This window comes from Nocardia sp. NBC_01499 (assembly GCF_045040275.1).
Taxonomy (GTDB): domain Bacteria; phylum Actinomycetota; class Actinomycetes; order Mycobacteriales; family Mycobacteriaceae; genus Nocardia.
The window spans coordinates 9,159,548-9,183,922 of sequence record NZ_CP109426.1; the positions used below are offsets into that span (position 1 = coordinate 9,159,548).

Genomic DNA, 24,375 nt, shown 5'->3' on the forward strand with positions numbered 1-24,375 from the left:
GACCAATTACGGTGGTAACTGTGCAGATTGCGATTGTGCTGTATCCGGGGATGACCGCGCTTGATGCGATCGGGCCGTACGAGGCGCTGCGATGGGTTCCGGACTCGCATATTCGCTTCGTCGGGCACGAGGTCGGCCCGGTCATTGTCGACAGCGGTGTCTTGGCCTTGGGGGTGACGCACACGTTCGAGGAGACACCGTCGCCGGACATTGTGCTGGTGCCCGGCGGTATGCCGCTGGCGGTTGTCGCCGACGCGACATTGCACGCGTGGCTGCGCAAGGTCGATGAGACGACGACGTGGACCACCTCGGTGTGCAGCGGGGCGACCGTGCTTGCCGCCGCGGGCCTGCTCGACGGTAGGCCGGCCACTACGCACTGGACGGCGCAGTCGAGTTTGGCGGTGCTCGGTGCGAAGCCGATGCGGGATCAGCGTGTAGTCCATGACGGGAAGTACGTCACCGCGGCCGGTGTGTCCGCGGGGATCGACATGGGCCTGTGGCTCCTCGGCGAAATCGCGGGGAAAGAGCGGGCCGAGACGGCTCAGCTCATGATGGAGTACGACCCACGCCCGCCGTTCGACGCGGGCCACCCGAGCAAGGTCTCCGATGCCTTCCGCCGCAAAGCGATGGTGGAGATGGCCCGCGTCGGTGCCGACGGCGCCGATGCCGGGGCGCTCGTCAAAGAAGCGATCGCTGTGCCAAAAGTGTTGTGGCAACAGGCTCTCAGGCGGATCCGCGCTCGCCAGAGTAAGCGGACCTAGCAGGCTGGTCGGCTTATTCGGCTGGGGGAGCGGCGGTTTCGTGGACAAGGCGCCATAGGTAGCCGTGGTCGGTGCTGAGCAGGATCGCGGTGACGAGGCGGCGGGAGCGGGTGTCGCCCTGCTGGTTCTCGGCGGTGAAACGGACGGTCAGGATGGTGTCGCTGTGCGCGATCTCCTGGATGTCGGTGATCTCGATGGTGAAGCCGGGCTGGGCGTTTCGCGCCGACCAGACACCGGCGAGCAGGGTGTCGCGGTCGATGACCTGACCGGTCGTTGTGACGGAAGAGAATTCGTCGTGCAGCGCGTTGGCGAATCGGTCGAACACTTTCGGTGGGGCGTTCGAGCCCATCCACTCGGCGAGGTCCGAGTGCAGGGCCTCGATCACGTCGGCCAGGTCGGGGTGTGCAGGCATAGCGGCAATCTCGGTCTCGGTCGGCGTGTTCGGCCCGTGCCGAAGATCATATCCAGCACGGGCCGAGATCCTCACGAGGTGGCCAGTGGCCGAGGGTGTCGTCTATCAAGCAGTGCAGTTCTTTTGGGCGTCGGTGCGCACCTTGCGTCCGGTGAACTCCTCGACAATGGAGATGTTCTCCGGTGCGTAGTTCTTTTCGGTGATCTTGTCGGCGTTCGGGCCGCCGATCGTGCCGGAGTAGGGCGCGGACTTGTCCAACCAGTAAGCGGTGCGCAGGAATTGGGTCAGCACCAGGTCGCGCAGCTTGGGCTCGTTCTTGATCTTGGCCCAGTAGTCGGGGTGCTTGTCCTTGGCCACGCGCAAGTACAGCAGCAGGTACCTGAGATTGGTCGCGGCGATATCCCTGGCATTGCTCGCGCCGATTCCCTTGATGTACTCCTGCACCACGGTGACCGCGGGCAGACCCATCAGTCCCGCGTTCAATTCCGCTGTCACGCCTTGCAAGTGGTAGTCGCCCTGCTCCTGGTCGCGCAGGTAGATGCCATCCATGTCGTCACTGAGCTTGTCCTTGATCAACGGCAGGATTTCCTTGCGCGGGAAACCGCCGTAGAGCGGGATATTCGTCATCTGCTGTGCGGCGTTGATCCAGGACGAGGTGTACACATCCCACTCGCTGCGTGACGCGTCGAGATCCCACATGTGGGTTTCCTCGTGGATCGCCACCATCATCGACTCGGCGAACGCCTCGAAACTGCTGGTATCCACGAACTGATTCCAGTATTGGTCGTTGGCCTGGGCGATCGCCAACTTCTGCCCACTCGGCCAGCGACGCTGGTACATGGCCTGCAGGGTCGGCATCCAGTTCGAGCTGCTGAAGCGCGCTTTGAGGTCACTGATATCGGCCTGCGGCGTGGAAGGCTCTTCGTAACAGAATGGTGCGGCAACCGCGGGGGTTGCGGTTTGCGGAGCTGCCACCGCCATGGAGCCCGGCCCTAAGGACAGGACTAAACAGGCGGTGACGATGGGTAACAAGCGTTTACGGTTCATGAGGGGTCTCGCTTCGGACTGGATATGCGGGGTTGGGCGCTGAACAGCCAGACGCACCCATTACCGCTGGCGCTGGGGACTTTCCCATGTGCTCGCCGTGAGCGGTCGCCGAAGGGTATGCCGAACGAGAACCGAGAACTGTTGCGCGAGAGGATGTCCCAGTCAACGGCTGCGGGGTACGCCGCCATTTCTGAACAACTGTTTGAATAGTGACATGAAAGACATCGGCCGGTTCTCCCCAGCGGAAGTGGGGAGAGTTCATGTCTCGAGCGCTACGGTGGTTCGGTGAATTTCAGAGATGGGGGCTCGGTGATCGATCAGCGTCCACTGACCGGCTGGAGCCGGACGGCGTCGACTGTCGCGCGGGTGTTGTCAACGCCTGATATCGACGCGGTGGCGAAGAACGTCCGGGAGGCGGGGCCGCGCGGGGTTATCGCGCGCGGCCTAGGCCGTAGCTATGGCGATCCGGCGCAAAACGGCGGTGGGCTCGTCGTCGACATGACGGTGTTCGACCGCGTGCACAGCATTGATCCGGATAGCGGGGTGGTCGATGTCGACGCGGGGGTCAGTCTCGACGCGCTGATGCGGGCGGTGTTGCCGCGTGGTCTGTGGGTTCCGGTGTTGCCCGGTACTCGGCAGGTGACGGTCGGCGGCGCGATCGCCTCCGATATCCATGGCAAGAACCATCATTCGCACGGCAGTTTCGGTAATCATGTGTTGTCGATGGAGCTGTTGACCGCCGATGGTTCGGTGCGCACCATCGCGCCGGAAGGTGTTGACGCGGAACTGTTTTGGGCAACGGTCGGTGGAATGGGGCTGACCGGCATCATTATTCGGGCGCGGGTGCGGATGAAGCACACCGAGACCGCGTATTTCATTGTCGACAACGATCGCACCGGCAACCTCGACGAGACGATGGAACTGCTCGCCGGCGGTTCGGACGAGGGCTACGAATACTCGATGTCGGTGCCGGACACGATCAGTACCGGGGCGAAAATCGGTCGCGCCGCGTTCAGCCGAGGATCGCTGGCCACGGTCGACCAGCTACCGATCAAATTGCGCAGGGATCCGCTGAAATTCGATGCGCCGCAATTGTTTACCGTGCCCGATATCTTCCCGAACGGGATGGTGAACAACCTCACCTCCCGGATCGCCGCCGAGGCCGCCTACCGAGTGTTTCCGCAGCGAGCGCGCGGCCGGATCCAGAACCTGACCCAGTTCTATCACCCGCTGGATCTGCTGGGGGAGTGGAACCGTGCCTATGGTCGCCGCGGCTTCATGCAGTACCAGTTCTCGATGCCGTTCGGTGCCGAGACACAACTCGCCGACGCGGTGCGCGCGATCGCCCACTCAGGCCACAGATCGTTCTTGAACGTGTTCAAGCGCATGGGCCCAGGCAATCATGCACCACTGTCCTGGCCGCATCCAGGCTTCATGCTCAGCCTCGACTTCCCGCTGAAACCGGGACTCGGCGAGTTCTGCGCTGAACTCGACCAGCGCGTGCTTGCCGCGGGCGGACGACTCTACTTCGCCAAGGACTCGCGCACGACCCCTGAAATGATCCGAGCAATGTATCCCCGGCTCGACGAGTGGCGCCGCGTCCGCGATACCGCCGACCCGGAGCGAGTGTTCGTCTCCGACTTGGCCCGTCGCCTCCGCCTGGTCAGCGACGAGGCATCCCTCAGTCGTTGATTCAGAGCCGGGCGAGCAGTACGCGCACTGCCCGCCCGGCCGGTCGATTCGGGCACCGCCGAATTCCGAGCTACCCGAGCGCGTGCTCCTCGACAGGACTGCTCAGGTTCGTGCCATTGAGGTCGAGGTACAGCGAGCGTTCGGTGATCGAGAGGGTCGCGGTGTTGCGGCGGTCGATCGCGGCGACGGCGGCGTCGATGAAGTCGCGATCGAAGCTGTAGAGGGGGATGGCCTCGGCGCGGTGGATTCGCTTGCCCGCGAGCTGTGCCAGGACCTTGGCCGGGTCGCGGTGGGTGTAGATGGCGGCGCGGCCGGCCAGCTTGCTGCCTCGGTGCAGCCGGTCCGCGTCGGGGGCGCCGACCTCGATCCAGGCGGTGAGGCGGCCGGTGAGGTCGCGTACCAGCACCGCTGGCTCGTCGGTCGACGAGATGCCGCCCTCGCTGAAGGCGATGCCCTCCTGGTATTCGAGGCAGTAGGCCAGCAGGCGGGTCACCATGAACTCGGCGGTCTCGGACGGGTGGCGCGCGATCCGCAACTCCAGGTCCTGGTACACGTCGCGGTCGACGTCGGCCAGTTGGACGGCGAAGTTGTGCAGTGTTGCGGGGAGTGCCATAGACCAGCAGCTTAGGTGAACGTCGCGGGTGTCCTGCCGCGCGGCGGTGCCGCGTGACCTGGGTCAGGGGATGAACCTGGTGTCCGGGTGGCGCGGACTGTTCCCGTCGAACAGGTCGGTGGCGATGTGTTTCAGGTGCAGATCGAAGAAGGCGGCGACGTAGTCCTGCTGTGCGCTCACCGAGCGGGCCGGGTGGATCGTGCCGACCAATTGTTCCCGCGCCTGTTGGGTCAGCAGGCTGGCACATTGCGGCACCGCGACCTGGAGGTCGGTGAAGCTGTTGTGGGCGGCGCCGTCGAAGTGCAGGTCGCGTTTCCACCCCTGCTGGTTGGTCCAGAACTGGTGCCAGCTCGGGTCGAAGTCGTCCACGTGCGAATGCTCGAACCTGCGTCCCGTTTGCGGGTTCACGCCGTCGGCGCCGACCAGCATGAACGGCCGGTCAACACCGTGCTGCGCGATCTCGCTGGGCTTGCCGACGCTCAGACCGCCGTCGAAATTGATGCCGGCGCGGATGCGCTGATCGTGGTACATCGTCTCGCCCGCCGTATAGCCGCCGAGCGAATGGCCGAACATGCCGACCTTCGATAAGTCCAGCGCGCCGGTCAACCCCGTTGGGAGCGTCCGATTTTCGGCGTCCGGGTTCTCTCCGCGCTGCAGTCGGGTCAGCTCGTCGAGCACGAATCGGGTGTCCGCGACGCGGGTATCGATCGAGGTCGCGAGGAACTGCGGGTCCGGGCCGGCATCGCTGGTGACCAGGCGGCCGCCGGGGAACTCGACCGCTTCGGTGTCGTAGGTGTGCGAGATGGACACGACGACGTAGCCGTGACTGGCCAGGTCGTCGGTGCGGACCGAATTGAGCTCGCGCACCACGCCGAAGCCGTGCGAGAACAGCACGACCGGCCACGCGCCGTCCTTGCGGTCAACGTCGGCCGAGGTGCTCGCCTGGCGTTTGGTACCGCTCCAGTCGATAGCGCCCGGCGTCAGTCCGTCCCCGGGCGTGGCGGCCGCGATCCGGTCGACCGCCGCCGCTACGCCAGGCGACATCCACGGGGCACGATCGCCGCCGCGCTGCGCGGGGTAGGTCACGGTGACCATCAGCTCCCGCTTGTCGGCCGGATGCCACGGATCCTGGCGCGAATCCACCAGATGCAGGTCGACCGTGCCGACCGGATAGGGGCCGCTGAGCGGCGGCAGGGTGATCTTCGCCGCCCTGCCGGTCGCCTCGGGTGCGGACTGCTCACATGCGGTCAGCAGCGTGGTGGCGGCCAGGGCAGCGGCCAGGGCAGCGGCCAGAGCCAGCGCGCAGCGGCGCAGTGTGAACACTTCGCTGGTCCTCCTCGACGTTCGGGTCGACGTCAGGATGGCAAAGGTACGCCTGCCTGCGCGTCAACCCGTCGGACGACTCGGCGTACCCCGTGATGCGTAGGGGTGTACCCCCAAAGGACCAAACCACGGCGCCACTCGGGCGGCTCTCGCGTGGGTCGTCAGCCTAGACTGTCGATCGAGAGGAAAGGACACCTGATGAAGCGAAACCTGAACTGCCCCTGCGGAGAAGCCATTGTCGGAGTCGACGAGGACGATCTTGTCGAGAAGACCAAGGCCCATCTGGCCGAGAATCATCCGGGTCACGACTACTCGCGCGACGAGATCTTGTTCATCGCTTACTGATTCGCCGAATCAGTAAGAGTTCGGTGCCGGCCAGATCACCTGATCCGGCAGGCACAGGCTGGCGGAGCGGGTGGTCGGTACCGGACCGGTGCCAGGGGCGAAGGTCCACTGGGAGATCGGTCCCGCCGCCTTCCAGCGCAGGGCGCCCGCCGCGTCGGGGACCACCTCGTACACCGACTCGCTGCCGTCGATGAGCTGCGTACCCACGCAGTAGTCGGTGTACTCGGTGCCGGGTTGTTGCGCTCCGGCGCTGAAGGTGCCCGCGGGCGCGGCGCTCGCGCCCGGATTGGCGACGGTGCTCGGTGTGCGGACGGCCGCGCCTCGGTTCCAGCGTGGCGCGCCGAGTTGATCTGTCGCACAGGTGAACACCCGCCCACCGGCCACGACGGTGGAACCTTGCGCATGGCCCGTGCCCGCCCATAGGCAGTCGGCGGCGGGTGCGGCGCTCGCGCTACCAGCTGCCGCGCCGACAAGGCCGGTCGCGGCGATCGCGGCCATGGTGATGGCCAGTGCGCCGCGCAACCGCGGCCGACGCTCGCGGCGAGAAGTGGTGGCAACTGAATCGGATTCGACGGTGAGCATGTCTCGACCGTAGGAATCGGCGGCACGGCTGTGCATCATGCCACAGCGCTATCTGGTGTCAATACCGCAGTGCTAGGGGTGATTCCGTACCGCAACGGGTGCCCGAGTCAGGTTGTCGCTACCTCGGGTGGCGGCTCCGCTCGCGCGGATCGGGTTCCGCCGCAGCCGCTTTGTCGCGCGGCAGGGTGTAGCGCACGACGAATCTCGCGGCTAGTGTGCGACGGCTCGAGGTCGCCGAGTTCGGCGGCGATCCTGTCCGATCAGGCCAGTAAATCCTTGTGTCACAAGGGCGCCGACTCCGCACGCCGGGCTTGGCAGCGGTGAATCCGGCGAGACGCCGGTGACCGGAGTTCCGGCAAAGTTTTCGTCGACGCCCCCGCGATATCACCGAAACATGCTCTGCTGTATGGACTCTCGTAGGGTGAGCTAACCCGGAGTTTTTCGTTCGTCGCGCTGCTGGGTGGGAGGTCCGATGATAGGATGGATCGGAACTGAGGGATGATCGGGCAGTGAGTTCCTCAGGTGAAATCATTTGGAAGAAGGCGGAACACGCCTTGTTCTTCGTGTGCGAGAGGGGACTTGAACACGAACGCGCAATTGGGGTGCCTTGGGCACATGGTGTAGATAGAGCGGTTATTTCGTCGAATCGGAATACCGTGGTTTTGTTGCGCCCTTATCCAAATGATTCGGGGTTCTTTTTGTTGTCACGCGGCGGCCAGGGTGGTCGTCGCGTTCCGAAGCTTGGCAACTCCATTTATGGTGGCGTACAAGCATGTCCGTGGTCGCCTACCCGGTCGACGCGTAAGTCCAACTCTTAAGCGTATCCACGCTCTCGCCTGTTTCGGGCTGGAACTGGTAGTTTCCGAAATGTTTCCGAAAGGCGGAGCGTCGACCTCCGGGTTAACACCATTCACCAATAACGCCGTGAATCACACTGGCGATCCGCAGATTGCGAATGCAGCGGCGTTTCGACACCGTATCGTTGCCGGAACTCTGCCAATGTGAAATATTGCTGTCCGCGCTAGTTAGTCACCGCCCGACCCGGCACAGCGCCGTGCCTACTGCATCGATTCGTCCCGCTTGTTGTAGTGGTTCGGATCGGTACTGGCGGCGGGGCGAAGTGTGCTACGGAATGATCTCGGCTTCGACGCAGGAGTACCGCCGTGAGTGAACACAGGTTGAACGTGGACGACGATGCGAGAGTCGGAGTTGCCGACGTTGTCATCGAGATTCCGATCGAGTCGATAGACATCAGCGGCGCACTGCGCGTGCGTGCTGAGGACTCGGCACATACGCAGGTGCTAGCGACGACGGAGGCGGAACTGCCGCCGATCCTGGTGCATCGAGAAACCATGCGGCTGATCGACGGTGTGCACCGTCTGAAGGCCGCGAAATTGAAGGGGGACAACGTCATCCGGGCACAGTTCTTCGACGGCACCGAGGAAGAGGCGTTCGTACTCGCGGTACAGGCCAACATCGCGCACGGCCTGCCACTGTCGATTCTCGATCGCAAGGCCGCCTCGTTACGGATCATGCGGATGTATCCGCTGTGGTCGGACCGCAAGGTCGCCGAAGTGGCCGGGCTCGACCACAAGACGGTCGGGGCGGTGCGCAGGCAGTCGTCTGGGGATGTTCCCCAGACGAGGCATCGATTAGGGCGCGACGGCCGGATGCGCAGAGTGCGCCGCCCGGACGTCGAGCACCAGCGCCGCAAGAAGCCGTGCGACGGCACCGACGGCGCGCCACTCGCGCCCGATCCGGTACCGCCCGAGCGGGTTTGCCCCTCCTCGGTATTGCAGAGCCTGCGCCGCGATCCGTCGCTGCGCCTGACCGAAACGGGACGTACGGTACTGCGCTGGCTCGACGCGAGCCCGCGCACGCCGACACAGTCACTCGATCTGGCCGATCGGATCCCGGAACACTGTCTGAACCTCGTGCTCGATATGGCACGGCAGAACGCGGCCAACTGGCAGGACTTCGCGACCAGAATCGGCGACCGCCTGCAAAGCAAATGACCGCGTATTTTACCTCGGAATACGGTGCGTGACTTGCGAATCGACTATTGTCCGCAGGTTGCGCGCCGACGAACCTTCGGTGCCGTGATCAACCACCCGGCGTTCGCGGCGTCATTCGCCCGCGGAGCGGATGCCGCTGCGCGGGCGAGTCGATTGCGGCACCGAAGGTCCGTCGGACAGCACCGGCGCGGGGTGGGGTCTTCGCGTAGCCAGTCCGGCTTGGCGGCTTGATATTTCGACACACTTGCGCCGAAAGTGCAGCTGCTGGAGCGCAAGAAGAGGACACTTCGCCGAATTATGGCTTCGGGAAAGTTAATTAAGTCGTAATACGAACTCCCCAGTAACTCCCCAGTCGAAAACAACGCCCGCGGTGTGGTTCTACTTGAATATGAAATACCCACATCGAAGGGCGGCTCGCTTCACCGCTACCGCGGTGTTCGTTTTAGCGGCAACGGTTTTCACGACCAGCTCCGGTGCCCTCGCCCAGCCACCGACCACCACACCGCCGACCACCACCCCTTCGACGTCGTCGCCGACTACCGAACCGTCGACCACCCCCTCGACGCTGTCGCCGACCACCGATCCATCGACGTCGTCGCCGACCACACCGACGACATCGGCTCCCACCACATCACCGTCGCCGACCACCTCGACGTCGCCGACCACTCCGCCGTCCTCGTCGACCGTCACACCGTCGCCGACGCAGTCAACCCCGCCGAGCATTTTCGACCTACCCACCGTGCCGAAGAATGTGTTCACCGATCCCGACGGCATTGTCACGCAGGTGGTTCCGAAGATCCCGCTGCCGAAGGTACCCGGCATACCGGCCGAGGCTCCCGCTGCCGCGCAGGCGCGGGCGCAGGGCGTGCAGAAGGTCTTCGGCGCGGAGTCGGTCGGCAACCTCGTCGTCGACAAGGTGCTCCCGGTCGGCAAGGGCACCACCGTCCGGCTGCGTCAGGAGATCGACTCGGTGCCGGTCTTCGGTGCCTCGGTGGCGCAGTCGCTGGCCGCCGACGGCTCGCTGATCTCGGCAAGCGGGGCGCTGTCGCAGAAGGCGCAGGGCAAGTACCCGGCCGGTGCGGCGACACCGCCCGCCGCGGTGGCGGCCACCGCGGTGCGCGCGCTCGCTCAGGAAACCAAGCAGGCGAGCAATAAGTTCGCCGTCTCCGCGACGACCGCCATGTGGTACGACCCGAAGCTCGCTGCCAAGAACTCCGCGCAAAGCGTCGCGGTCCCCGCGTACAAGGTCTCGGTCAAAGGTGATGGCGCACAAGGCAAGCAGCCCGGACAGTGGGTCGTGTTCGTCGACGCCAACAGCACAGGAAAGGTGTTGGACAGCTGGAGCGAGACCAAGCACGTCAACCGGGTCGTGTGCGATGCCAATCGCACGCCGGTCGACCTGGACGGCTCGCAGGATCCGACCCAGTGCGGTAGCGCCCAAGGCTTCCAGCCGACGAGGACCGAAGGCAAACCCCCGGTCAACGTGCCCGACGTCGACAAGATCTATGACTACCTCGGCGCCACCGAGCAGTTCTACGCGAAGTACACGCCGATGAACGATCTGACCGGCCTCATCGGCGCGGACACCGGCGACGGCAACGGAAAAGCGTTGCGCGCCACCGTCCGTATCTGCGCGCTGACCGCATGCCCGTACGCCAACGCCTTCTGGAACGAAGACCACATGGCCTACGGCGAGGGTCTTTCCACCCAGGACATCACCGGGCACGAACTCACCCACGGCGTGACCCAGCACATCAACGGTCTGGTGTACCGCAACGACTCCGGTGCGATCAACGAGTCCATGTCCGACGTCTTCGGCGAGCTGAGCTACATCACCGGCCCGGAGTACAACGCCGCCAATCGCTGGAAGCTCGGCGCGGGAAGCTCTTTGGGCGTTATCCGCGATATGGCGGATCCGAAGTCGCACCAGCAGCCCGACAGCTACAACGGCCAATACTGGTACCGCGCTACCGATCCCAACGACGATCAGCAGCAGTCGCGGTTGGTGCACATCAACAGCGGGGTCGGCAACAAGGCCGCGCAGCTCATGGTCGATGGCGGCACCCTGAACGGGCAGGCGGTCACCGGCATCGGTATCGAGAAGACCGCCCAGCTGTACTGGACCACCCAGACATTGCTGACCTCCAGCGCGGACTACGCGCGCCTGGGTAGCGCGCTGGTGTCGGCGTGCAATACCAACGTCCGCAATCAGGTGGCCGGCACGACGCCCGCCGACTGTGTGCAGGTGGCGAATGCGGCCAAGGCCGTCAAGATGCCGTCGCTGAACGTTGCGGCATAGCGGCTCATCGCTTTACGGGGACCGGTCCTGGTAACTCCCGTCGAAACATCAGGCCCGGTCCCCGGCAGTACCTGCGGATTGCCGAAGTGGCATTTCCCGCAGTCGAATACAGATCCGCCTCGGGTATCGACACGTTCGCACGGCCGAGCTCGCGCTCCGGATCGCCTACCAAAGGGGTTGTTTCCCATGCGAATTCAGAGATGGTCAGACAGCGGTAGTCCGATCCCGGCCGCGCTCAGATCGCGGCCGGTCGCGGTGTCCGCGTTGGCTCTCGCGTTGAGCCTCACCGCCAGCGTTGCCTCGGTTGCCGCTGCCCCGCCGCCGGATTCGCCGAATGGGGCGGTGGCCAGCGCCGCCGATCCGACACCGGGCTCCGACGGGCTCGGCGACCCGTATTACCCGCAGGACGGTAACGGCGGCTACGACGCGCTCCACTACGACGTCGCCATCGACTACAACCCGCCGACGCACAACCTCAAAGGCAAGGCGACCATCACCGCCAACGCCACGCAGAACCTGTCGGCCTTCAACCTCGACTTCGCCGGTCCCGCAGTCAGTTCCGTCGCCGTCAACGGTCAGCCAGCGCAGTTCAAGAAGACCGGCGAGCACGAACTCGTGGTGACCCCGAAGGCGGCACTGCCGTTGGGCCAGCCGTTCACGGTCATCGTCGATTACGCGGGGACCATGCCCGACACCAAGGGCAACGGCTGGACCTATTCGCCGTCCGGCGGCGCCTTCGCGGCCGGTGAACCGCATTCGGCGACAACGTGGTACCCGCTCAACGACACACCGCTGGACAAGGTCACCTTCACCGTGAAGGCCACCGTGCCGACCGGCTGGGATGTGGCGTCCAACGGGGTCCGCACCTCCGACGCGCCCGCCGGTTCGGGTAAGCACACCGTCACCTGGGAGGCCAAGGATCCGATCATCGGGTATCTGACGACGATCGCGATCGACAAGTTCACCCGGCTGACACAGAAGGCCGGAAATACACCGCTGGAGAGCTTCTTCGCACCGGGCGGCGCACAGCAGAAGAAAGATCTCGAAAAGAAGCTGCCCGGCGTGCTCGCTTTCGAAGAGCAGCTGTACGGTCCGTACCCGCAGGAAGCGGGCGGCGGCATCTACGTGGACACCGACCTGCAATTCTCGCTGGAAACCCAAACTCGGCCGATCTACGCGCCGTGGGTGGACCTGAACACGCTGATCCACGAGAACGCCCATCAGTGGTGGGGTGATTCGATGTCGGTCAAGGATTGGCGAGATGTCTGCTTGAACGAATGCTTCGCCAGCTACACCGCCGACATCCTGTACCCGGAACGGGTCAATCACAAGAACGCCGACCAGATCTATCGTCAGGCGCTCGCCAGTGCCGACCAGCAGGGCGTGTGGTCGACACCGCTCTACGACCCGGGCAAGGGCAACGAATTCACCACCGTTTACACCAGGGGACCGTTGTTCCTGCACGCACTGCGTCGCTACATCGGTGACGACGTATTCTTCGCCGCCGTCCGCGATTTCGTGCAGGGGCACAAGCACGGCAACGCGTCGATTCCCGAGTTCCGTCAGTTCATTCAGTCGCGTACCACCAAGAAGTTGGATGGTTTCTTCGACGCCTGGCTGAACGGGAAGCAGCGGCCCGCGAGCCAGTACCTGTACCCGGGCAGCCTCGCGAACCAGGGCATGCAGGCGGCCCCCGATGAGCCGAATACCGATCCGTGGCCGTTCGGGCGCGGTGACCGGAAATGACGCCCGCCTCCCTGGCACGGGTGGTGCCGCGGCAACTGCGGACCTTCGCCGCCGCGGTCACTATCGCGCCGTTCATAGTGGCGGCGCTGCACGCGGCACCGGCGGTCGGGCACGGCTACCTTTCGCCGCCGGCCAGCCACCATCCCCATTGTGCGCAGGGAGTGCGGCCATGCGGCCCGATCAATGAGCCGCAGAGTGTGGAGGGACCGAAGAGCGGCACCGGCGGTATCAAGGGTGTCAGTAAGAAGAAGCTGGCTCATGTAGCGGCTTGACGGTTTATCGCCAGCGGTGGACCGGCGCGGGGATCCTGCGGCGGTCCACCGGTGTGTGCGGTTACGGTGGTGTTGTTCTTCGAGAGATCGTTCACCCGTGTTGGAGGCTTCTTGCGCACCCTCGCCCGCGTACTGCTCGTCCTGCTGGCTCTGGTCGGTGGCACGGCATCGATGGTGCCCGCGGCGGTCGGTGCGCCGTACATCGACGATGCGACCGCGGCGAAGATCGATGCGCTGGCGGCATTGGGGGCCGGTGCGCCCGCCGCGCAAAGCAAGGGTGAGCTGATCGAGCTGCTGTCGCGCCAGTTCCTCGGCACACCGTACGGGGCGAATATGCTCGTCGGCTCGTCGACCGAGCCCGAACAGCTCGTCATCGACTTCCGGCGCGTGGATTGCTTCACCTATCTCGACTATGTCGAAGCGCTGAGCCGATCCACTGATCGGGAGCAGTTCGTCACGAACCTGATCGATACGCGCTATACCGGCGGTCGAGTGGAATTCCTGCAGCGCAAGCATTTCTTCAGCGATTGGGTGAACACTCCGCGTGTCGCCGCCACCGATGTCACCGGGGCGCTGAGTACCGGCGCGGTCACCGTTGCCAAGCAGCTCAATGCCAAAGGTGACGGCGGGACGTATCTGCCCGGGCTGCCGGTGGTGGATCGCGCTATCACTTTCATTCCCAGTGCCCGTGTCGATAGCGGTGTTATCAGCGGACTTCGCACGGGTGACTACATCGGCGCCTACACCGATCAGCCGGGGCTCGACGTCACCCACGTCGGCATTTTCGTGCAGACGCCGAGCGGGCCGGTTTTCCGCAACGCATCGTCGCTCGCCGCGAACAACAAGGTGGTCGACTCGCCCTTCGCCGAATATGTCCAGTCGGTCCCCGGCATCGTGGTGTATCGCGCGCAGTAGTCGCCGATGAGTTCTCGAGGTTCGCCGCGTCACTATCGGTACCGACTACAGAAGGACACCGCGACGTGAACAAGCCCGAAATTCTGCTGGAGGGAGTCGTATTCGGCGAATCCCCGCGCTGGCACGACGGACGACTCTGGTTCTCCGATTGGGGCGCGAACCAGGTGATCGCGCTCGGCGCCGACCATCGCCCCGAGGTGATCGTCGAGGTCCCGTCGTTCCCGATGTGCATCGACTTCCTGCCCGACGGGCGCCTGCTCGTCGTCGACTCGGCACAGCGCAGATTGCTTCGCCTCGAGCCCGACGGATCGCTCGTCGCGCACGCCGACCTCGCCACCGTGTCGGACAAGCCGTGGAACGACATCGTGGTCGACGACCGAGGCAACGCCTACGTCAACAGCATCGGCTTCGACTTCCCCGGTGGCGAATTCGCCCCTGGCCCAATAGTTCTCGTCACCCCCGACGGCAGCGTCCGGCAGGTCGCCGAAGGACTCGCGTTCCCGAACGGCATGGCCATCACGCCCGACGGCGTCACTCTCATCGTCGCCGAGTCCTACGCCAACTGCCTCACCGCCTACGACATCGCCCCCGACGGAAGCCTCGATAACCGCCGCGTGTGGGCGCAAACCCCGGGCGACCATCCCGACGGCATCTGCATCGACGCCGACGGCGCCGTCTGGTACGCCGACGTAGGCAACCACCACTGCCGCCGAGTCGCCGAAGGCGGCGAAATCCTGGCCACCGCACAACTCGACCGCGGCGCCTTCGCCTGCACCCTCAGCCGCGGCGAAAACCCGAATCTCTATGTCGTAGCCCAGAATTGGGGCGGACCCGAATCATCCGAACCCACCGGACAAGTAGTGTCCTTCCCCGCGCCCGCCCGGGGTGCCGGGCGGCCGTAGCTGAGCTTCGCTAGATCCGCTCGCCGTTGAGGTGGTCGAGGCGATGGATGGTGAAGCCGCGTTTTCCGGGCTGGATGTGTGGTTGTAATTGGTGGGTGGCGGTGTAGTCGCCGCCGCGCAGCGGGCGGTAGCGGATGGGCGATTCGGTGCCGATGGTGTCCAGGCGTGTGGTCAGCGTGTCGACGTATCGGCGATGAGTGGCGTCGTCGACGCGGTCGGCGCTGCTGATGAGGTGCGGCCGCAACGGCAGCATGCCGGTGTAGTGGGCGGTGCCGTGCAGTAGGGGCCAGAGGATGTCGTCGATGTCGCCGCTGATTCCGCGGGGCCCGAGCGCATCGGCACGGTCACCCGCGGTGACGATGGGCAGTAGGCGTCGACCGGCGAGGCCGCCGTCGCCGTACTTACAGATTTCGCCGTCCTTATCTCGGATACCGAAGGCGAATCCGTTGGTGAAAACGCGGTCGAACCAGCCTTTCAGAATCGCCGGCATGCCGTACCACCAGAGCGGGAATTGAACGATGACAGTGTGCGATTCGGTGACGAGCTGTTGTTGGTGAGTGACATCGGTGGGCAATGTGTGCTGCAACGTTGCGTGGTGTTGCCGGTCGGAGAGTGTGTCGCCAACCGCGGCGACCGTGTCGGTATCAGTCAGGACCGGGTTCCAGCGCGCCGCGTGCAGATCGACATCAGTGACCTGATTCCCCCTGCGCCGCAGGTGCGCTACGCCGTGTCGATAGAGCGAGTGGCTGAGTGAGCCGGGATCGGGGTGGGCGAAGATCCACAGGATTGATCCGGAAGAAGTCACAGGGTTACTTTCGTACTTAGTCCTCGGTGTGCCAAGTACTGACATTTCTGTCACATAGGGACCAAAAGGTAAGCGAAGAGGTAGGAGCTCCGTGCGTAAGCAGGTAGAGACCGCGTTGACCGTGTGCCCCGTCGAGGTGGCCGTCTCGGTCCTCGGTGGCGCGTGGAAGTTGACGGTCATCAAGAACCTGCTCGACGGTCGCCGCAGGTTCGGCGAACTCGGCCGCTTGGTCGGACCCGTCAACCCGCGCGTCTTGACCCGCCAGCTGCGCGAACTCGAAGCCGACGGGCTCATCAACCGGACTGTCTACCCTGAGGTGCCGCCACGAGTCGAGTACTCGCTCACCGAATTAGGAGCGTCTCTCAGACCGGCCGTGGAGTGGCTGAACCGGTGGGGAGCCACCTACGCAGAAACCGTCCCGCGGAAGGTCGAGGAAGGGATGATCAGTACGTGATGGGCATCCTGACCGTCAGGGACTCGACTACTCGCATGAAGTAGGTGTTGCTATGGCCGACAGGCAGAGCGGGACTGTGAAGTGGTTCAACGACGAGAAGGGGTTCGGCTTCATCACCCCCGATGGTGGCGGAGATGACCTCTTCGTGCACTTCAAGGCGATCAAGAGCGACGGCTTCAAGTCCCTCAAAGAGGGCCAGAAGGTGACGTTCGTTGCCGTTCAGGGGCAGAAGGGTATGCAAGCCGACGACGTCTACCCGGAGTGACCACCGACGTCTGAGCAAACCCAGCCTCCGGCACTGTGCGCTAAGGGTCGGGGGTGGGGTTGTCGGTGGTGGGTGGGTTCAAATCTGTGCGGGCTCGGCGGGCGCTGTAGAAGGCGGTGATTGCGGCTAAGCCTGCGAGGACTGCGCCGACGGTTAGGTAACTTGTTGCGGCGCCGGGGATTTTGGCCGACAAGCGGGCTAGGACGAAGCCGATTGCGATCATGATGAGCACGGTGGTTTCGAGGATCGCGACGTATCGGGGTGTCGGGGGGTGGCGCATCCAGGTCCTCCTGGCAGGCGGTGCATTGATGTAGCTGATGGATAGCTGACATCTGCAACCTAGCAAGGATTGCGTAATCTGACAAGACGGATTACCGGATTGTGGATTTGTGCTGAAGTGGAGAGTTGAGGCTTAGTTGGGTGATGTTCGTCTTCGGCATCGTTGTATGGCCGGTCTGCCATCGGAGTTCGGCCGAAACCTCGGAAGTCGCAGCGCACCAAGCGATATCCGGCATCGTGGGACAGCGTCATCGGCTGGACGCTAGTCGGCGCCTAGTGTGGGCGCACTCGAATATCGCGCTGGGCGGTGAGGATTGTCGGTGTGCTCGGTAGTCTCTGCGGATGACCGAGGAAGAGACCGGCGATGTGTCCAGGCCTATTCGGACGGAGCGGGGGCTGGAGCGGCTGATCTTCTTCAGTGATGCGGTGGTGGCTATCGCTATCACGTTGATCGTGTTGCCGTTGGTCGATAATGCTCGGGAGGTCGCGGATACGTCGACGTCGAAGTTCTTGTCGGAGAACAGTTATGGGCTCACCGCGGCGGGGGTGAGCTTTGTGGTGATCAGTTCGTTTTGGCGGGAGCATCATCGGCTGTTCGAGCGGGCGACCGGGTATACGCCGTTGCTGGTGCGGATCAACATGTTGTGGTTGCTCTGCATTGTCGCGTTGCCGCTGGTGACGGTTCTCGATGTCTATTCCCACCGGGGTGACCGGGTTGCCATCGGCATCTACCTGGGGGTGATGATCGGGGCGATGTCGGCGAGTCGGCTGGCGGAGTTGGCGCTGTATCGGGCGAAGATGCTGGTGGATGTTGGGCAGGTGACGTCGATCGACCTTGCGGTTCGGTGGATTTCGGTGGCGGTGGTGTGCTTGGCGCTGGTCATCGCCTTGGTGGTACCGCATGTCGGACTGTGGTCACTGCTGCTGTGGATAGCCGTTGGGCCCGTCGAGGGAGTGGTGAAGCGGCGGTGGAAAGCTCGGCGAGCCAGTTGAGGTCGCGCGGATGATCATGGTTGCGGAACGGGCGGCCGAGTGGTCACGGGTGGTTGTACTGGTTTCGCGGTCGGGGCCGGAGGGTGAGTCGGGGCGACGGGCTGCTGTTTAGGAGCCGGGGCGGCGGGGGTGGCCGGCTGCGGCTTGGGTGCGGCGGTAGTCGGAACTGGTGCTGCCGGTTGCTGTTTGGGCGCAGAGGTGGCTGGAGCTGGCGCCACCGGTTGCTGTTTGGGCGCGGGGGTAGCTGGCGCAGCGGGTTCTTGCTGGGGGGCCGGGGCGGCGGGTTCCTGTTTGGGAGCCGGGGCGACCGGAGCCGGTGTGCCTGGTTCCTGTTTGGGAGCGGGAGCGGCCGGAGCCGGTGCGGCAGGTTGCTGTTTGGGAGCGGGGGTGGTCGGAGTTGGTGCGACAGGTTGCTGTTTGGGGGCCGGGGTTGTCGAGGCCGGTGCGGCTGGCTGCTGACTGTTCGGTTGGACTGGCGGAGTCCGATCCGGTGTGGCCGGTGCCGGTGGTTTCGGTGTTGTCGTGGTGGTGGGGACGACAGATGTGGGTGCTGTTGTGGTGGTGGGTGTTTGGGGTGTCTGCTGCTCGACTATCGCGGGGGCCGGTGCGATTGGCTGCGTCGACGTGGTCGGGCTTGGCGTGACCTGGCTCGTCGTCGGCGCGGGGGGCGTAGTCGACCCGGGTTGTGTTGTCGTGGTTGGTGTTTGAGTAGTAGGGATCGGATCCGTTGTAGTCGGCAGCACAGTGGTGGGAATCGGATCCGTCGTGGTCGGCAGCGGAGTCGGCACCGGCGTGACCGTCTGCGGGATGGTGGGCAGTTCCACCTTCGGCGACGGGCAGAAGATGCCGCAGGGGATCGGATCACGGCCAGGGATATTGATCATCACCTGGATTCTCAGTTCCAGTCTGGCCGAGGGGCTTTGCGGATCGGTCGTCGTGGACGGGTCCGTCGTGGGTGCCGGGTCGGTCGTGGTGTCCGGTGCGGGCGTGTCCGTCGGAGTAGCGGGATCGGTAGGGTCGGCGATGACGGCCGTTTCGCCCGCGCTCATGCTCGAACCGGCGCCGTCGGGGATACCACCGTCGGGCGTGCTGTCGGGAACGGGGGCGAGCTCGCCCTGTGCGGGAGTGCCGCCGGTGTTGTAGGCGTTGGACCAGCTGAGCACCTGCGAGGCGTAGTCGAGGGAATTGTTGTAGCGCAGCACCGCACGCGACTCTTGCTTCGGATCGCGCATATCCAGACCGCCCGAGCACAGGTATTTGCCCGCGCCGAGCACGGCGTCGAAGATGTTGTTCGGATCGGACTTGCGGTCGCCGTTGCCGTCCGACGCGTACAGCGCCCACGTGCCAGGCAGGAACTGCATCGGCCCGACGGCGCGCACGAAGTTGCCGTCGGCGGCCTTGATGGTTTCGTTGCCGGGCAGCGTGCCGTCGAGCGCGGGACCGTAGATGACGCCGCGGGTGGTGCCGTCCGGCTCGGTGCGCCCGTTACCCGCGTGGTTCGACTCGACCTTCCCGATACCGGCCAGCAGATGCCAGGACATCCCGCAGTTGGGCATGGACGCCTGCAGCTGCAACTCGGCGTTGCGGTAGGCGGCGAGCGCGATCTCCGGAATGCCGCGAGTCGGCACGGAAGGCAGCGAGACATTGTGAATCGGCACCGGAACCTGCAGCGCCCCCGGATCGCCCTGCGGCGTATCCGATTGCAGATGCAGCGGTTCGGTCGGCAGCACGGTGACCGATTGATCGTCCGAATTCGGCTGATCGGTCGGCGACATCGCGGCCGCTAAAACACCCTGTGGCACGTTTGTGCGCCCTGTGCTGTGCGCCGCGGAACCGGTAATGATCAGGCCGGTAAATACGAGGGCGGATGCGGCAATGGGACCGGTTATTCGCATCGTCTTACCAATCCTTCGTCGACGTCGAGGGCGACCTGCCGCGATTTCGACGCGACAGCTCTTTCCCGCTGCTCGCGCGTGCCGACGCCAAGTGACATGGCCGCGCCAGCCTGAGAGCTGTTGCACGAGTGGATGTCTCAGCCAACGACCAGGTTGCTGGCCGCCAAGTTCCGAACAACCGGCGCAAGCATGACATGCGCGAGCCCCGCGCAGATCCCCAGTGGAAGTGGGGAATTCGAAGCATGATCGGCGCCGAGTAGTTCGGTGATCGGTAATTCGGTGCATATCCCCAGTTGAGAAGGTCCCCACTCATATCTCGCACGCTGATCCATACTTCTGTGTGCCCCCTAAAGTTGTACCGGAGGTACGCTATGCGAAAGCTTCTATACCCCTTTGTATTCGGCGCGGCCGTGGCACTCACCACACTTGTCATGCCCGGCTTGACCGGTAACGCGGCCGATAACCCACCGACAGCCGAACGCGCTGTCACCGATATCGTGCCCGTCCCCGTCGAAGCGAAGGCCGACCCTGGCGCGAACTTCAAGCTGACGGCCGCCAGTGTGATCCGCGCCGAACACCAGGCCAAGGACGTCGCGGAATACCTGGGCGGACTGCTCCGGCCCGCCACCGGATTCCCGCTACCGGTGGTGGATCGATACGACCTGGCCAAGCCGGGAATCACGCTAGAATTCGGCGACGCGGGTAACCGCGTCGGCGACCAGGGCTACCAACTCACCGTGGCCAAAACCGGGATCACCCTGAAAGCGAATACCACCGACGGTCTGTTCGGCGGCGTGCAGTCGCTGCGCCAGCTGTTCCCTGCGGCGATCAACAAAACGTCGGTGCAGCAACAGGATTGGACGGTCTCGGGTGGCGCTGTGGTCGACTATCCGCGATTCCGCCAGCGCGGCGCGATGCTCGACGTGGCCCGGCATTTCTTCAAGCCCGATCAGGTCAAGCGCTACATCGACCAGATCGCCCAGTACAAGGTGAACACCCTGCACCTGCACCTGACCGACGATCAGGGCTGGCGCATCGAGATCAAGAGCTGGCCGAAGCTGGCCGAGATCGGCGGGCAGACCGCGGTGAACGGTGACCCCGGTGGCTACTACACCCAGGCGCAGTACACCGACATCGTGAATTACGCTGCCTCCCGGCACATCACGGTGATTCCCGAGGTCGACATGCCCGGCCACACCAACGCCGCGCAGGCGTCGTATGGCGAATTGAATTGCGACGGTAAGCCCGTGCCGCCGCGCACGGATATCGAGGTTGGCTACAGCTCACTGTGCATCGGCAGCCCGACTACGTACAAGTTCGTCGAGGATGTCATTCGCGAACTGGCCGCGATCACCCCGGGTAAATACATCGACATCGGCGGTGACGAGGCGCATTCCACCTCCGCGGCCGATTACAAGACCTTCTACGACAAGGTGACGCCGATGCTGGCCACCTACGACAAGAAGGCGACGGGCTGGCACAACATCGTCGTGACCAACCCGCCGACGTCGGCCATTCCGCAGTACTGGGATACCGCCAACACCAATGCCGATGTCGCCGCGGCGGCCAAGCGCGGCAACAAGATCCTGATGTCGCCAGCCAACAAGGCGTACCTGGATATGCAATACAACAAGGACTCACCGCTCGGCCTGCACTGGGCGGGCTATGTCGAGGTGCAGGATTCCTACAACTGGGATCCGGCCACCTTCCTGCAGGGCGTTACTGAGAAGCAGATCGCCGGGGTAGAGGCTCCGCTGTGGTCGGAGACCCTGCGGACCAGCCCCGACATCGAGTACATGGCGTTCCCCCGGCTGGCTGGCATCGCCGAGATCGGCTGGTCACCGTCGGCGACCCACAACTGGGACAAATACCGGCAGCGGCTCGCCAAACAGGGTCCGATCTGGGCCGCGCAGGGCATCAACTTCTACCGCTCCCCGCAGGTGGACTGGAAATAGCTGAAGGAGTCCGAAGTGTCGCCTTACAAAAGAACTCTTATCGCCTGCTTCGCACTGCTAGCCGGTCTGGGGACGGTCCTGACCCCGGCCACCGCGATGGCCCAACCCGACGCCGCGCTGGTCGACACCGACGGTGACGGCCTGCCCGACGTGTGGGAGAAGAACGGTTACGACGCCAACGGCGACGGGAAGATCGACGTGGATCTGCCCAAGATGGGCGCGGATCCGAACCACAAGGATATCTTCGTCGAGCTGGACTACATGAACGGGCGCCTGCCGACCGCCGCGGCGCTCGACCGGATCGTCGCGGTATTCGCCGCCTCCCCGGTGACCAACCCGGACGGCCGCAACGGGATCAATATCCATCTGGACGTTGGCAACGCCAGAGGCGCCAAATACAATCTCGGCGGCGGTAACCAGGTGCCCTACGACAGCAACCTGTCGCCGGTGGACGACGAGGTCGCGGCGATCAAGCGAACCAACTTCGCCGCCGTGCGCTCGCATGTCTTCCACTACATGATCTGGGCGGATTCCTACGACAATGGTTGCAGCAGTGGCATTTCGCTCGGCATCCCGGCGGACACCTTCGTCGTCGCGCTCGGACCGAAGTGCAACTGGAATCCCGGCGACGACGGGAATGTCGGCACGTTCATCCACGAACTGGGTCACAACCTCGGCCTGAAACACGGTGGCACCGACCACGTCAACTACAAGCCGAACTACCTCAGCGTGATGAACTACAGCTTCCAGTTCTCCGGCGTGCCGAAGACCGACGGCACCGCGAACTTCGGTTACTCGAGCGTGAATCCGCCTGCGCTCAACGAGAATTCGTTGCAGGAGAAGCAGGGCCTCGGCGCGGTGGCCGCCGGATGGAAGACGGTGTACTTCTGCCCGGACAACACCCGCAGGCGCACCGCAGGATCGGCGGACCAGCCGATCGACTGGAACTGCAATGGATCCATCCAGTCCAATGCGGTACGGACCAGCGTCAACAACGACACGACCTACAGCACCCTGCAGGCCCAGAACAATTGGGCCTCAGTGGTATTCGACGGCGGCAATATCGGTCCGGTCGGCGTCGAATCCCGGCAGGCGCCGGAGCGGTCGCCGGAGGAGATGACGAAGGCCGAGTTCGACAGGCTGCAGCAGAGTCTGCGCGACGAGTAGCGGTACCCGCATGAAGGATTCCCGGCGGTGCAACCTCGAAAGCGGCGGCACCGCCGGGAATCCGTGTGTCACAACGAATTACCGGTGGTCGACGGTCTGTCGATTCTTTGCGAACATCGCCATCACCGCGGTCAGCACCGCGCCGACGGCGCCGCCGCCAGCGACCTGACCGATGACCTGCCCGAGATCGAGGCCGGAGCCGGTCGCCGCCTGGATGATCGCGCCGGTGACGCCGCCGCCGACCGCGCCGGCCGCACTATTCCCGACGAGGCCGAAACCCTTGCCCGCACCGGCTATGTTGCCGCCGACCAGTCCACCTAGTAAGCCCAGTAGCCATTCCATGGTCGTTCCTTTCCGTGGTCGTTTGTTTCCTGGACTAGCTGCGAGTGCGCGGTGCGTCGCGGTGCATTTCGTGCGCCCCCGCGATCGTCGCCGTGCCGCGCTGCCCGGCGGCGGTGGTCGCCTCGGTGCGCGGCGGCACGAAACCCGCCGTGTTCGCCGACGACGTACGTGCGCTCGGCGCAACGGGTTCCCGCCTCGTTGGTGCGGTCGGCGTCGCGTCGCCCCGTCGACGGCCGACCATCGCGAGCAGCCCACCTACCACGGCCGTGATGGCCAAACCGATCGGGATGCCCCACCACCGGTTGATCCCGGAGTTACCGGAGTCGTTGGTCGCGTTGGCATTCGGGTTCGGCGCCGCGACATCAGGTGAGCCAGCGCGGAATCCCGGTAGGGAGGCGGCTAGCTCCGGCGGTTGCGTCGCCAGTCCGTTGCTGTCGGACCACTGGATTTGGGTGCCGCCTGGTCCCTCGAAGGCTGCGGTCGAAACACCGTTGTCGACCGTCATATCCGCGCGGGGGTAACCGAAAGGCCCTGTGACACCGCCGCTTTCGCGCCATGCGTCGAGCACCCTGCCCTTGATGGTCCATGCGCCCAATTCCGGCTTCCAGTAGATCGCGGCCCCGCCAGGCTCGGCGAAGTCGTTGAATCGGCCGACGCTATCGCTCGCGCCGGTCTCATCATTGGTGGGGAAGCTCAGTGGGCCGCTCGGTCCGCCAAGGGACTTGTACTTCACGAGGATCTCGCCGTACACCGCTTTCGCGCCGGTGTCGGGGGAGTAGTAGATAACGCCGCCCTGGTAGGCCCGTTCGGCGCCACCGGCGACCTCGGTGGCCGGTCCGAGCGGGGCGCCGAGGAACGACCCCGACCCGCCGAATTCCGAATAGTGCGCGTCGATCGCGCTGAGCGCATCCGCGGACGGATCGGCCAGCGCGGACGGCGCCGTGGCCAGCAGCCCGGACACGAGCAGCGCGACGGCGTTGACCGTGAGGGACGTGCGACGCCAGGTCTTTCCTCGATGGGTATCCAACATTTCAGGCATGATCTCCTCGATTCGTCAGTGCGATGCGCGAGCCGACACTGCGCGGCCAGTCCATCGCTTACGGTGCGGCGATTCGGTCCTACGAGTTGCCTTCGGCCTGGACGTGATCGTTGAAGAGGGTCGCTGCGTCTGGCTGCATCCCGTCCTGGTCGAACTCGGACTGTCTGTAGGCGATATCAGCATTGCGACGGTCGATCAGCTACAGGCGGGCAATTCCCCGGTTATCGTGCGACCAAACATGGATTCTGCTGGAAATC

25 protein-coding genes are annotated in these 24,375 nt (G+C 64.5%); 14 read left to right on the forward strand and 11 right to left on the reverse strand.

Annotated features, from left to right (window positions below; all coding sequences use genetic code 11):
• Positions 1-20 precede the first annotated feature (20 nt).
• Complete coding sequence (locus OG203_RS41810; RefSeq protein ID WP_405162715.1) at positions 21-761, forward strand: DJ-1/PfpI family protein; 741 nt, start codon at positions 21-23, stop codon at positions 759-761.
• A gap of 13 nt (positions 762-774) precedes the next feature.
• On the opposite strand, the gene OG203_RS41815 is transcribed toward OG203_RS41810, so the two are convergent.
• On the reverse strand, positions 775-1,173 hold the full coding sequence (locus OG203_RS41815) for a DUF4440 domain-containing protein (protein ID WP_405162716.1): 399 nt from the start codon (positions 1,171-1,173) through the stop codon (positions 775-777).
• Between the two features lie 105 nt (positions 1,174-1,278).
• On the reverse strand, positions 1,279-2,154 hold the full coding sequence (locus OG203_RS41820; protein ID WP_405162717.1) for a hypothetical protein: 876 nt from the start codon (positions 2,152-2,154) through the stop codon (positions 1,279-1,281).
• A 351-nt stretch (positions 2,155-2,505) separates the two neighbouring features.
• Between OG203_RS41820 and OG203_RS41825 the strand changes: the two genes are divergently transcribed.
• On the forward strand, positions 2,506-3,912 hold the full coding sequence (locus OG203_RS41825; RefSeq protein WP_405162718.1) for an FAD-binding protein: 1,407 nt from the start codon (positions 2,506-2,508) through the stop codon (positions 3,910-3,912).
• A gap of 70 nt (positions 3,913-3,982) precedes the next feature.
• On the opposite strand, the gene OG203_RS41830 is transcribed toward OG203_RS41825, so the two are convergent.
• Both OG203_RS41830 and OG203_RS41835 read right to left on the reverse strand, forming a co-directional pair.
• Positions 3,983-4,525 carry a YaeQ family protein gene (locus OG203_RS41830; protein ID WP_405162719.1) on the reverse strand — a complete coding sequence of 181 codons (543 nt, stop codon included), beginning with the start codon at positions 4,523-4,525 and terminating at the stop codon, positions 3,983-3,985.
• Between the two features lie 63 nt (positions 4,526-4,588).
• Positions 4,589-5,848 (reverse strand): alpha/beta hydrolase family protein, encoded by a 1,260-nt coding sequence (locus tag OG203_RS41835; RefSeq protein WP_405162720.1) that lies wholly within the window; start codon positions 5,846-5,848, stop codon positions 4,589-4,591.
• Between the two features lie 198 nt (positions 5,849-6,046).
• Between OG203_RS41835 and OG203_RS41840 the strand changes: the two genes are divergently transcribed.
• A complete protein-coding gene (locus OG203_RS41840; RefSeq protein ID WP_063713426.1) occupies positions 6,047-6,193 on the forward strand; it encodes a hypothetical protein in 147 nt (48 codons plus the stop codon).
• Between the two features lie 9 nt (positions 6,194-6,202).
• Here OG203_RS41840 and OG203_RS41845 read toward each other — a convergent pair whose 3' ends face one another.
• Positions 6,203-6,814, reverse strand: coding sequence for a hypothetical protein (locus tag OG203_RS41845; RefSeq protein WP_405162721.1), 612 nt, complete (start codon positions 6,812-6,814; stop codon positions 6,203-6,205).
• A 1,124-nt stretch (positions 6,815-7,938) separates the two neighbouring features.
• Between OG203_RS41845 and OG203_RS41850 the strand changes: the two genes are divergently transcribed.
• Entirely contained in the window at positions 7,939-8,790 is an 852-nt protein-coding gene (locus OG203_RS41850; protein WP_405162722.1) for a ParB/RepB/Spo0J family partition protein, read from the forward strand.
• A gap of 378 nt (positions 8,791-9,168) precedes the next feature.
• Here OG203_RS41850 and OG203_RS41855 read toward each other — a convergent pair whose 3' ends face one another.
• Positions 9,169-9,528, reverse strand: coding sequence for a hypothetical protein (locus tag OG203_RS41855; protein ID WP_405162723.1), 360 nt, complete (start codon positions 9,526-9,528; stop codon positions 9,169-9,171).
• A 1-nt stretch (position 9,529) separates the two neighbouring features.
• On the opposite strand from OG203_RS41855, the gene OG203_RS41860 reads away from it, so the two are divergent.
• The 5 genes from OG203_RS41860 to OG203_RS41880 all read left to right on the forward strand — a co-directional run bounded on the left by OG203_RS41860 (position 9,530) and on the right by OG203_RS41880 (position 14,924).
• Positions 9,530-11,089 (forward strand): M4 family metallopeptidase, encoded by a 1,560-nt coding sequence (locus OG203_RS41860; protein WP_405162724.1) that lies wholly within the window; start codon positions 9,530-9,532, stop codon positions 11,087-11,089.
• Positions 11,090-11,275: 186 nt separating this feature from the next.
• Positions 11,276-12,835 (forward strand): M1 family metallopeptidase, encoded by a 1,560-nt coding sequence (locus tag OG203_RS41865; RefSeq protein ID WP_405162725.1) that lies wholly within the window; start codon positions 11,276-11,278, stop codon positions 12,833-12,835.
• Entirely contained in the window at positions 12,832-13,107 is a 276-nt protein-coding gene (locus OG203_RS41870; protein WP_405162726.1) for a hypothetical protein, read from the forward strand. Before OG203_RS41865 ends, OG203_RS41870 begins: the two co-directional genes overlap by 4 nt.
• Positions 13,108-13,218: 111 nt before the next feature.
• Entirely contained in the window at positions 13,219-14,022 is an 804-nt protein-coding gene (locus tag OG203_RS41875; RefSeq protein WP_405162727.1) for a DUF1460 domain-containing protein, read from the forward strand.
• 65 nt (positions 14,023-14,087) lie between these two features.
• A complete protein-coding gene (locus OG203_RS41880; RefSeq protein WP_405162728.1) occupies positions 14,088-14,924 on the forward strand; it encodes an SMP-30/gluconolactonase/LRE family protein in 837 nt (278 codons plus the stop codon).
• A 10-nt stretch (positions 14,925-14,934) separates the two neighbouring features.
• On the opposite strand, the gene OG203_RS41885 is transcribed toward OG203_RS41880, so the two are convergent.
• Positions 14,935-15,729, reverse strand: a complete 795-nt coding sequence (locus OG203_RS41885) for an NAD(P)H-dependent oxidoreductase (protein ID WP_405162729.1) — start codon at positions 15,727-15,729, stop codon at positions 14,935-14,937.
• Between the two features lie 91 nt (positions 15,730-15,820).
• On the opposite strand from OG203_RS41885, the gene OG203_RS41890 reads away from it, so the two are divergent.
• Both OG203_RS41890 and OG203_RS41895 read left to right on the forward strand, forming a co-directional pair.
• A complete protein-coding gene (locus OG203_RS41890; protein WP_405162730.1) occupies positions 15,821-16,183 on the forward strand; it encodes a winged helix-turn-helix transcriptional regulator in 363 nt (120 codons plus the stop codon).
• Positions 16,184-16,235: 52 nt separating this feature from the next.
• Positions 16,236-16,448 (forward strand): cold-shock protein, encoded by a 213-nt coding sequence (locus OG203_RS41895; RefSeq protein WP_405162731.1) that lies wholly within the window; start codon positions 16,236-16,238, stop codon positions 16,446-16,448.
• 40 nt (positions 16,449-16,488) lie between these two features.
• Here the strand turns inward: OG203_RS41895 and OG203_RS41900 are convergent, their stop codons facing one another.
• Positions 16,489-16,728 (reverse strand): hypothetical protein, encoded by a 240-nt coding sequence (locus OG203_RS41900; RefSeq protein WP_405162732.1) that lies wholly within the window; start codon positions 16,726-16,728, stop codon positions 16,489-16,491.
• A 341-nt stretch (positions 16,729-17,069) separates the two neighbouring features.
• On the opposite strand from OG203_RS41900, the gene OG203_RS41905 reads away from it, so the two are divergent.
• Positions 17,070-17,720, forward strand: a complete 651-nt coding sequence (locus tag OG203_RS41905) for a TMEM175 family protein (protein ID WP_405162733.1) — start codon at positions 17,070-17,072, stop codon at positions 17,718-17,720.
• Between the two features lie 14 nt (positions 17,721-17,734).
• On the opposite strand, the gene OG203_RS41910 is transcribed toward OG203_RS41905, so the two are convergent.
• Positions 17,735-19,615, reverse strand: a complete 1,881-nt coding sequence (locus tag OG203_RS41910) for a lytic murein transglycosylase (RefSeq protein WP_405162734.1) — start codon at positions 19,613-19,615, stop codon at positions 17,735-17,737.
• Between the two features lie 371 nt (positions 19,616-19,986).
• Between OG203_RS41910 and OG203_RS41915 the strand changes: the two genes are divergently transcribed.
• Positions 19,987-21,570: a beta-N-acetylhexosaminidase gene (locus OG203_RS41915; RefSeq protein WP_405162735.1), complete on the forward strand. Its 1,584-nt coding sequence runs from the start codon at positions 19,987-19,989 to the stop codon at positions 21,568-21,570.
• A 15-nt stretch (positions 21,571-21,585) separates the two neighbouring features.
• Positions 21,586-22,737 carry a hypothetical protein gene (locus OG203_RS41920; RefSeq protein ID WP_405162736.1) on the forward strand — a complete coding sequence of 384 codons (1,152 nt, stop codon included), beginning with the start codon at positions 21,586-21,588 and terminating at the stop codon, positions 22,735-22,737.
• A gap of 78 nt (positions 22,738-22,815) precedes the next feature.
• Here OG203_RS41920 and OG203_RS41925 read toward each other — a convergent pair whose 3' ends face one another.
• Both OG203_RS41925 and OG203_RS41930 read right to left on the reverse strand, forming a co-directional pair.
• Positions 22,816-23,079, reverse strand: a complete 264-nt coding sequence (locus tag OG203_RS41925) for a hypothetical protein (RefSeq protein WP_405162737.1) — start codon at positions 23,077-23,079, stop codon at positions 22,816-22,818.
• 34 nt (positions 23,080-23,113) lie between these two features.
• Positions 23,114-24,118 (reverse strand): LGFP repeat-containing protein, encoded by a 1,005-nt coding sequence (locus OG203_RS41930; protein ID WP_405162738.1) that lies wholly within the window; start codon positions 24,116-24,118, stop codon positions 23,114-23,116.
• Positions 24,119-24,375 lie beyond the last annotated feature (257 nt).

Excerpts from the sequence above, each read along its gene's own strand:
- OG203_RS41815 (WP_405162716.1), bottom strand. The coding sequence starts at position 1,173 with ATGCCTGCACACCCCGACCTGGCCGACGTGATCGAGGCCCTGCACTCG.
- OG203_RS41820 (WP_405162717.1), bottom strand. The coding sequence starts at position 2,154 with ATGGCGGTGGCAGCTCCGCAAACCGCAACCCCCGCGGTTGCCGCACCA.
- OG203_RS41830 (WP_405162719.1), bottom strand. The coding sequence starts at position 4,525 with ATGGCACTCCCCGCAACACTGCACAACTTCGCCGTCCAACTGGCCGAC.
- OG203_RS41840 (WP_063713426.1), top strand. The coding sequence starts at position 6,047 with ATGAAGCGAAACCTGAACTGCCCCTGCGGAGAAGCCATTGTCGGAGTC.
- OG203_RS41845 (WP_405162721.1), bottom strand. The coding sequence starts at position 6,814 with ATGATGCACAGCCGTGCCGCCGATTCCTACGGTCGAGACATGCTCACC.
- OG203_RS41865 (WP_405162725.1), top strand. The coding sequence starts at position 11,276 with ATGCGAATTCAGAGATGGTCAGACAGCGGTAGTCCGATCCCGGCCGCG.
- OG203_RS41870 (WP_405162726.1), top strand. The coding sequence starts at position 12,832 with ATGACGCCCGCCTCCCTGGCACGGGTGGTGCCGCGGCAACTGCGGACC.
- OG203_RS41895 (WP_405162731.1), top strand. The coding sequence starts at position 16,236 with ATGGCCGACAGGCAGAGCGGGACTGTGAAGTGGTTCAACGACGAGAAG.
- OG203_RS41900 (WP_405162732.1), bottom strand. The coding sequence starts at position 16,728 with ATGCGCCACCCCCCGACACCCCGATACGTCGCGATCCTCGAAACCACC.
- OG203_RS41905 (WP_405162733.1), top strand. The coding sequence starts at position 17,070 with ATGACCGAGGAAGAGACCGGCGATGTGTCCAGGCCTATTCGGACGGAG.
- OG203_RS41910 (WP_405162734.1), bottom strand. The coding sequence starts at position 19,615 with ATGCGAATAACCGGTCCCATTGCCGCATCCGCCCTCGTATTTACCGGC.
- OG203_RS41915 (WP_405162735.1), top strand. The coding sequence starts at position 19,987 with ATGCGAAAGCTTCTATACCCCTTTGTATTCGGCGCGGCCGTGGCACTC.
- OG203_RS41925 (WP_405162737.1), bottom strand. The coding sequence starts at position 23,079 with ATGGAATGGCTACTGGGCTTACTAGGTGGACTGGTCGGCGGCAACATA.
- OG203_RS41930 (WP_405162738.1), bottom strand. The coding sequence starts at position 24,118 with ATGCCTGAAATGTTGGATACCCATCGAGGAAAGACCTGGCGTCGCACG.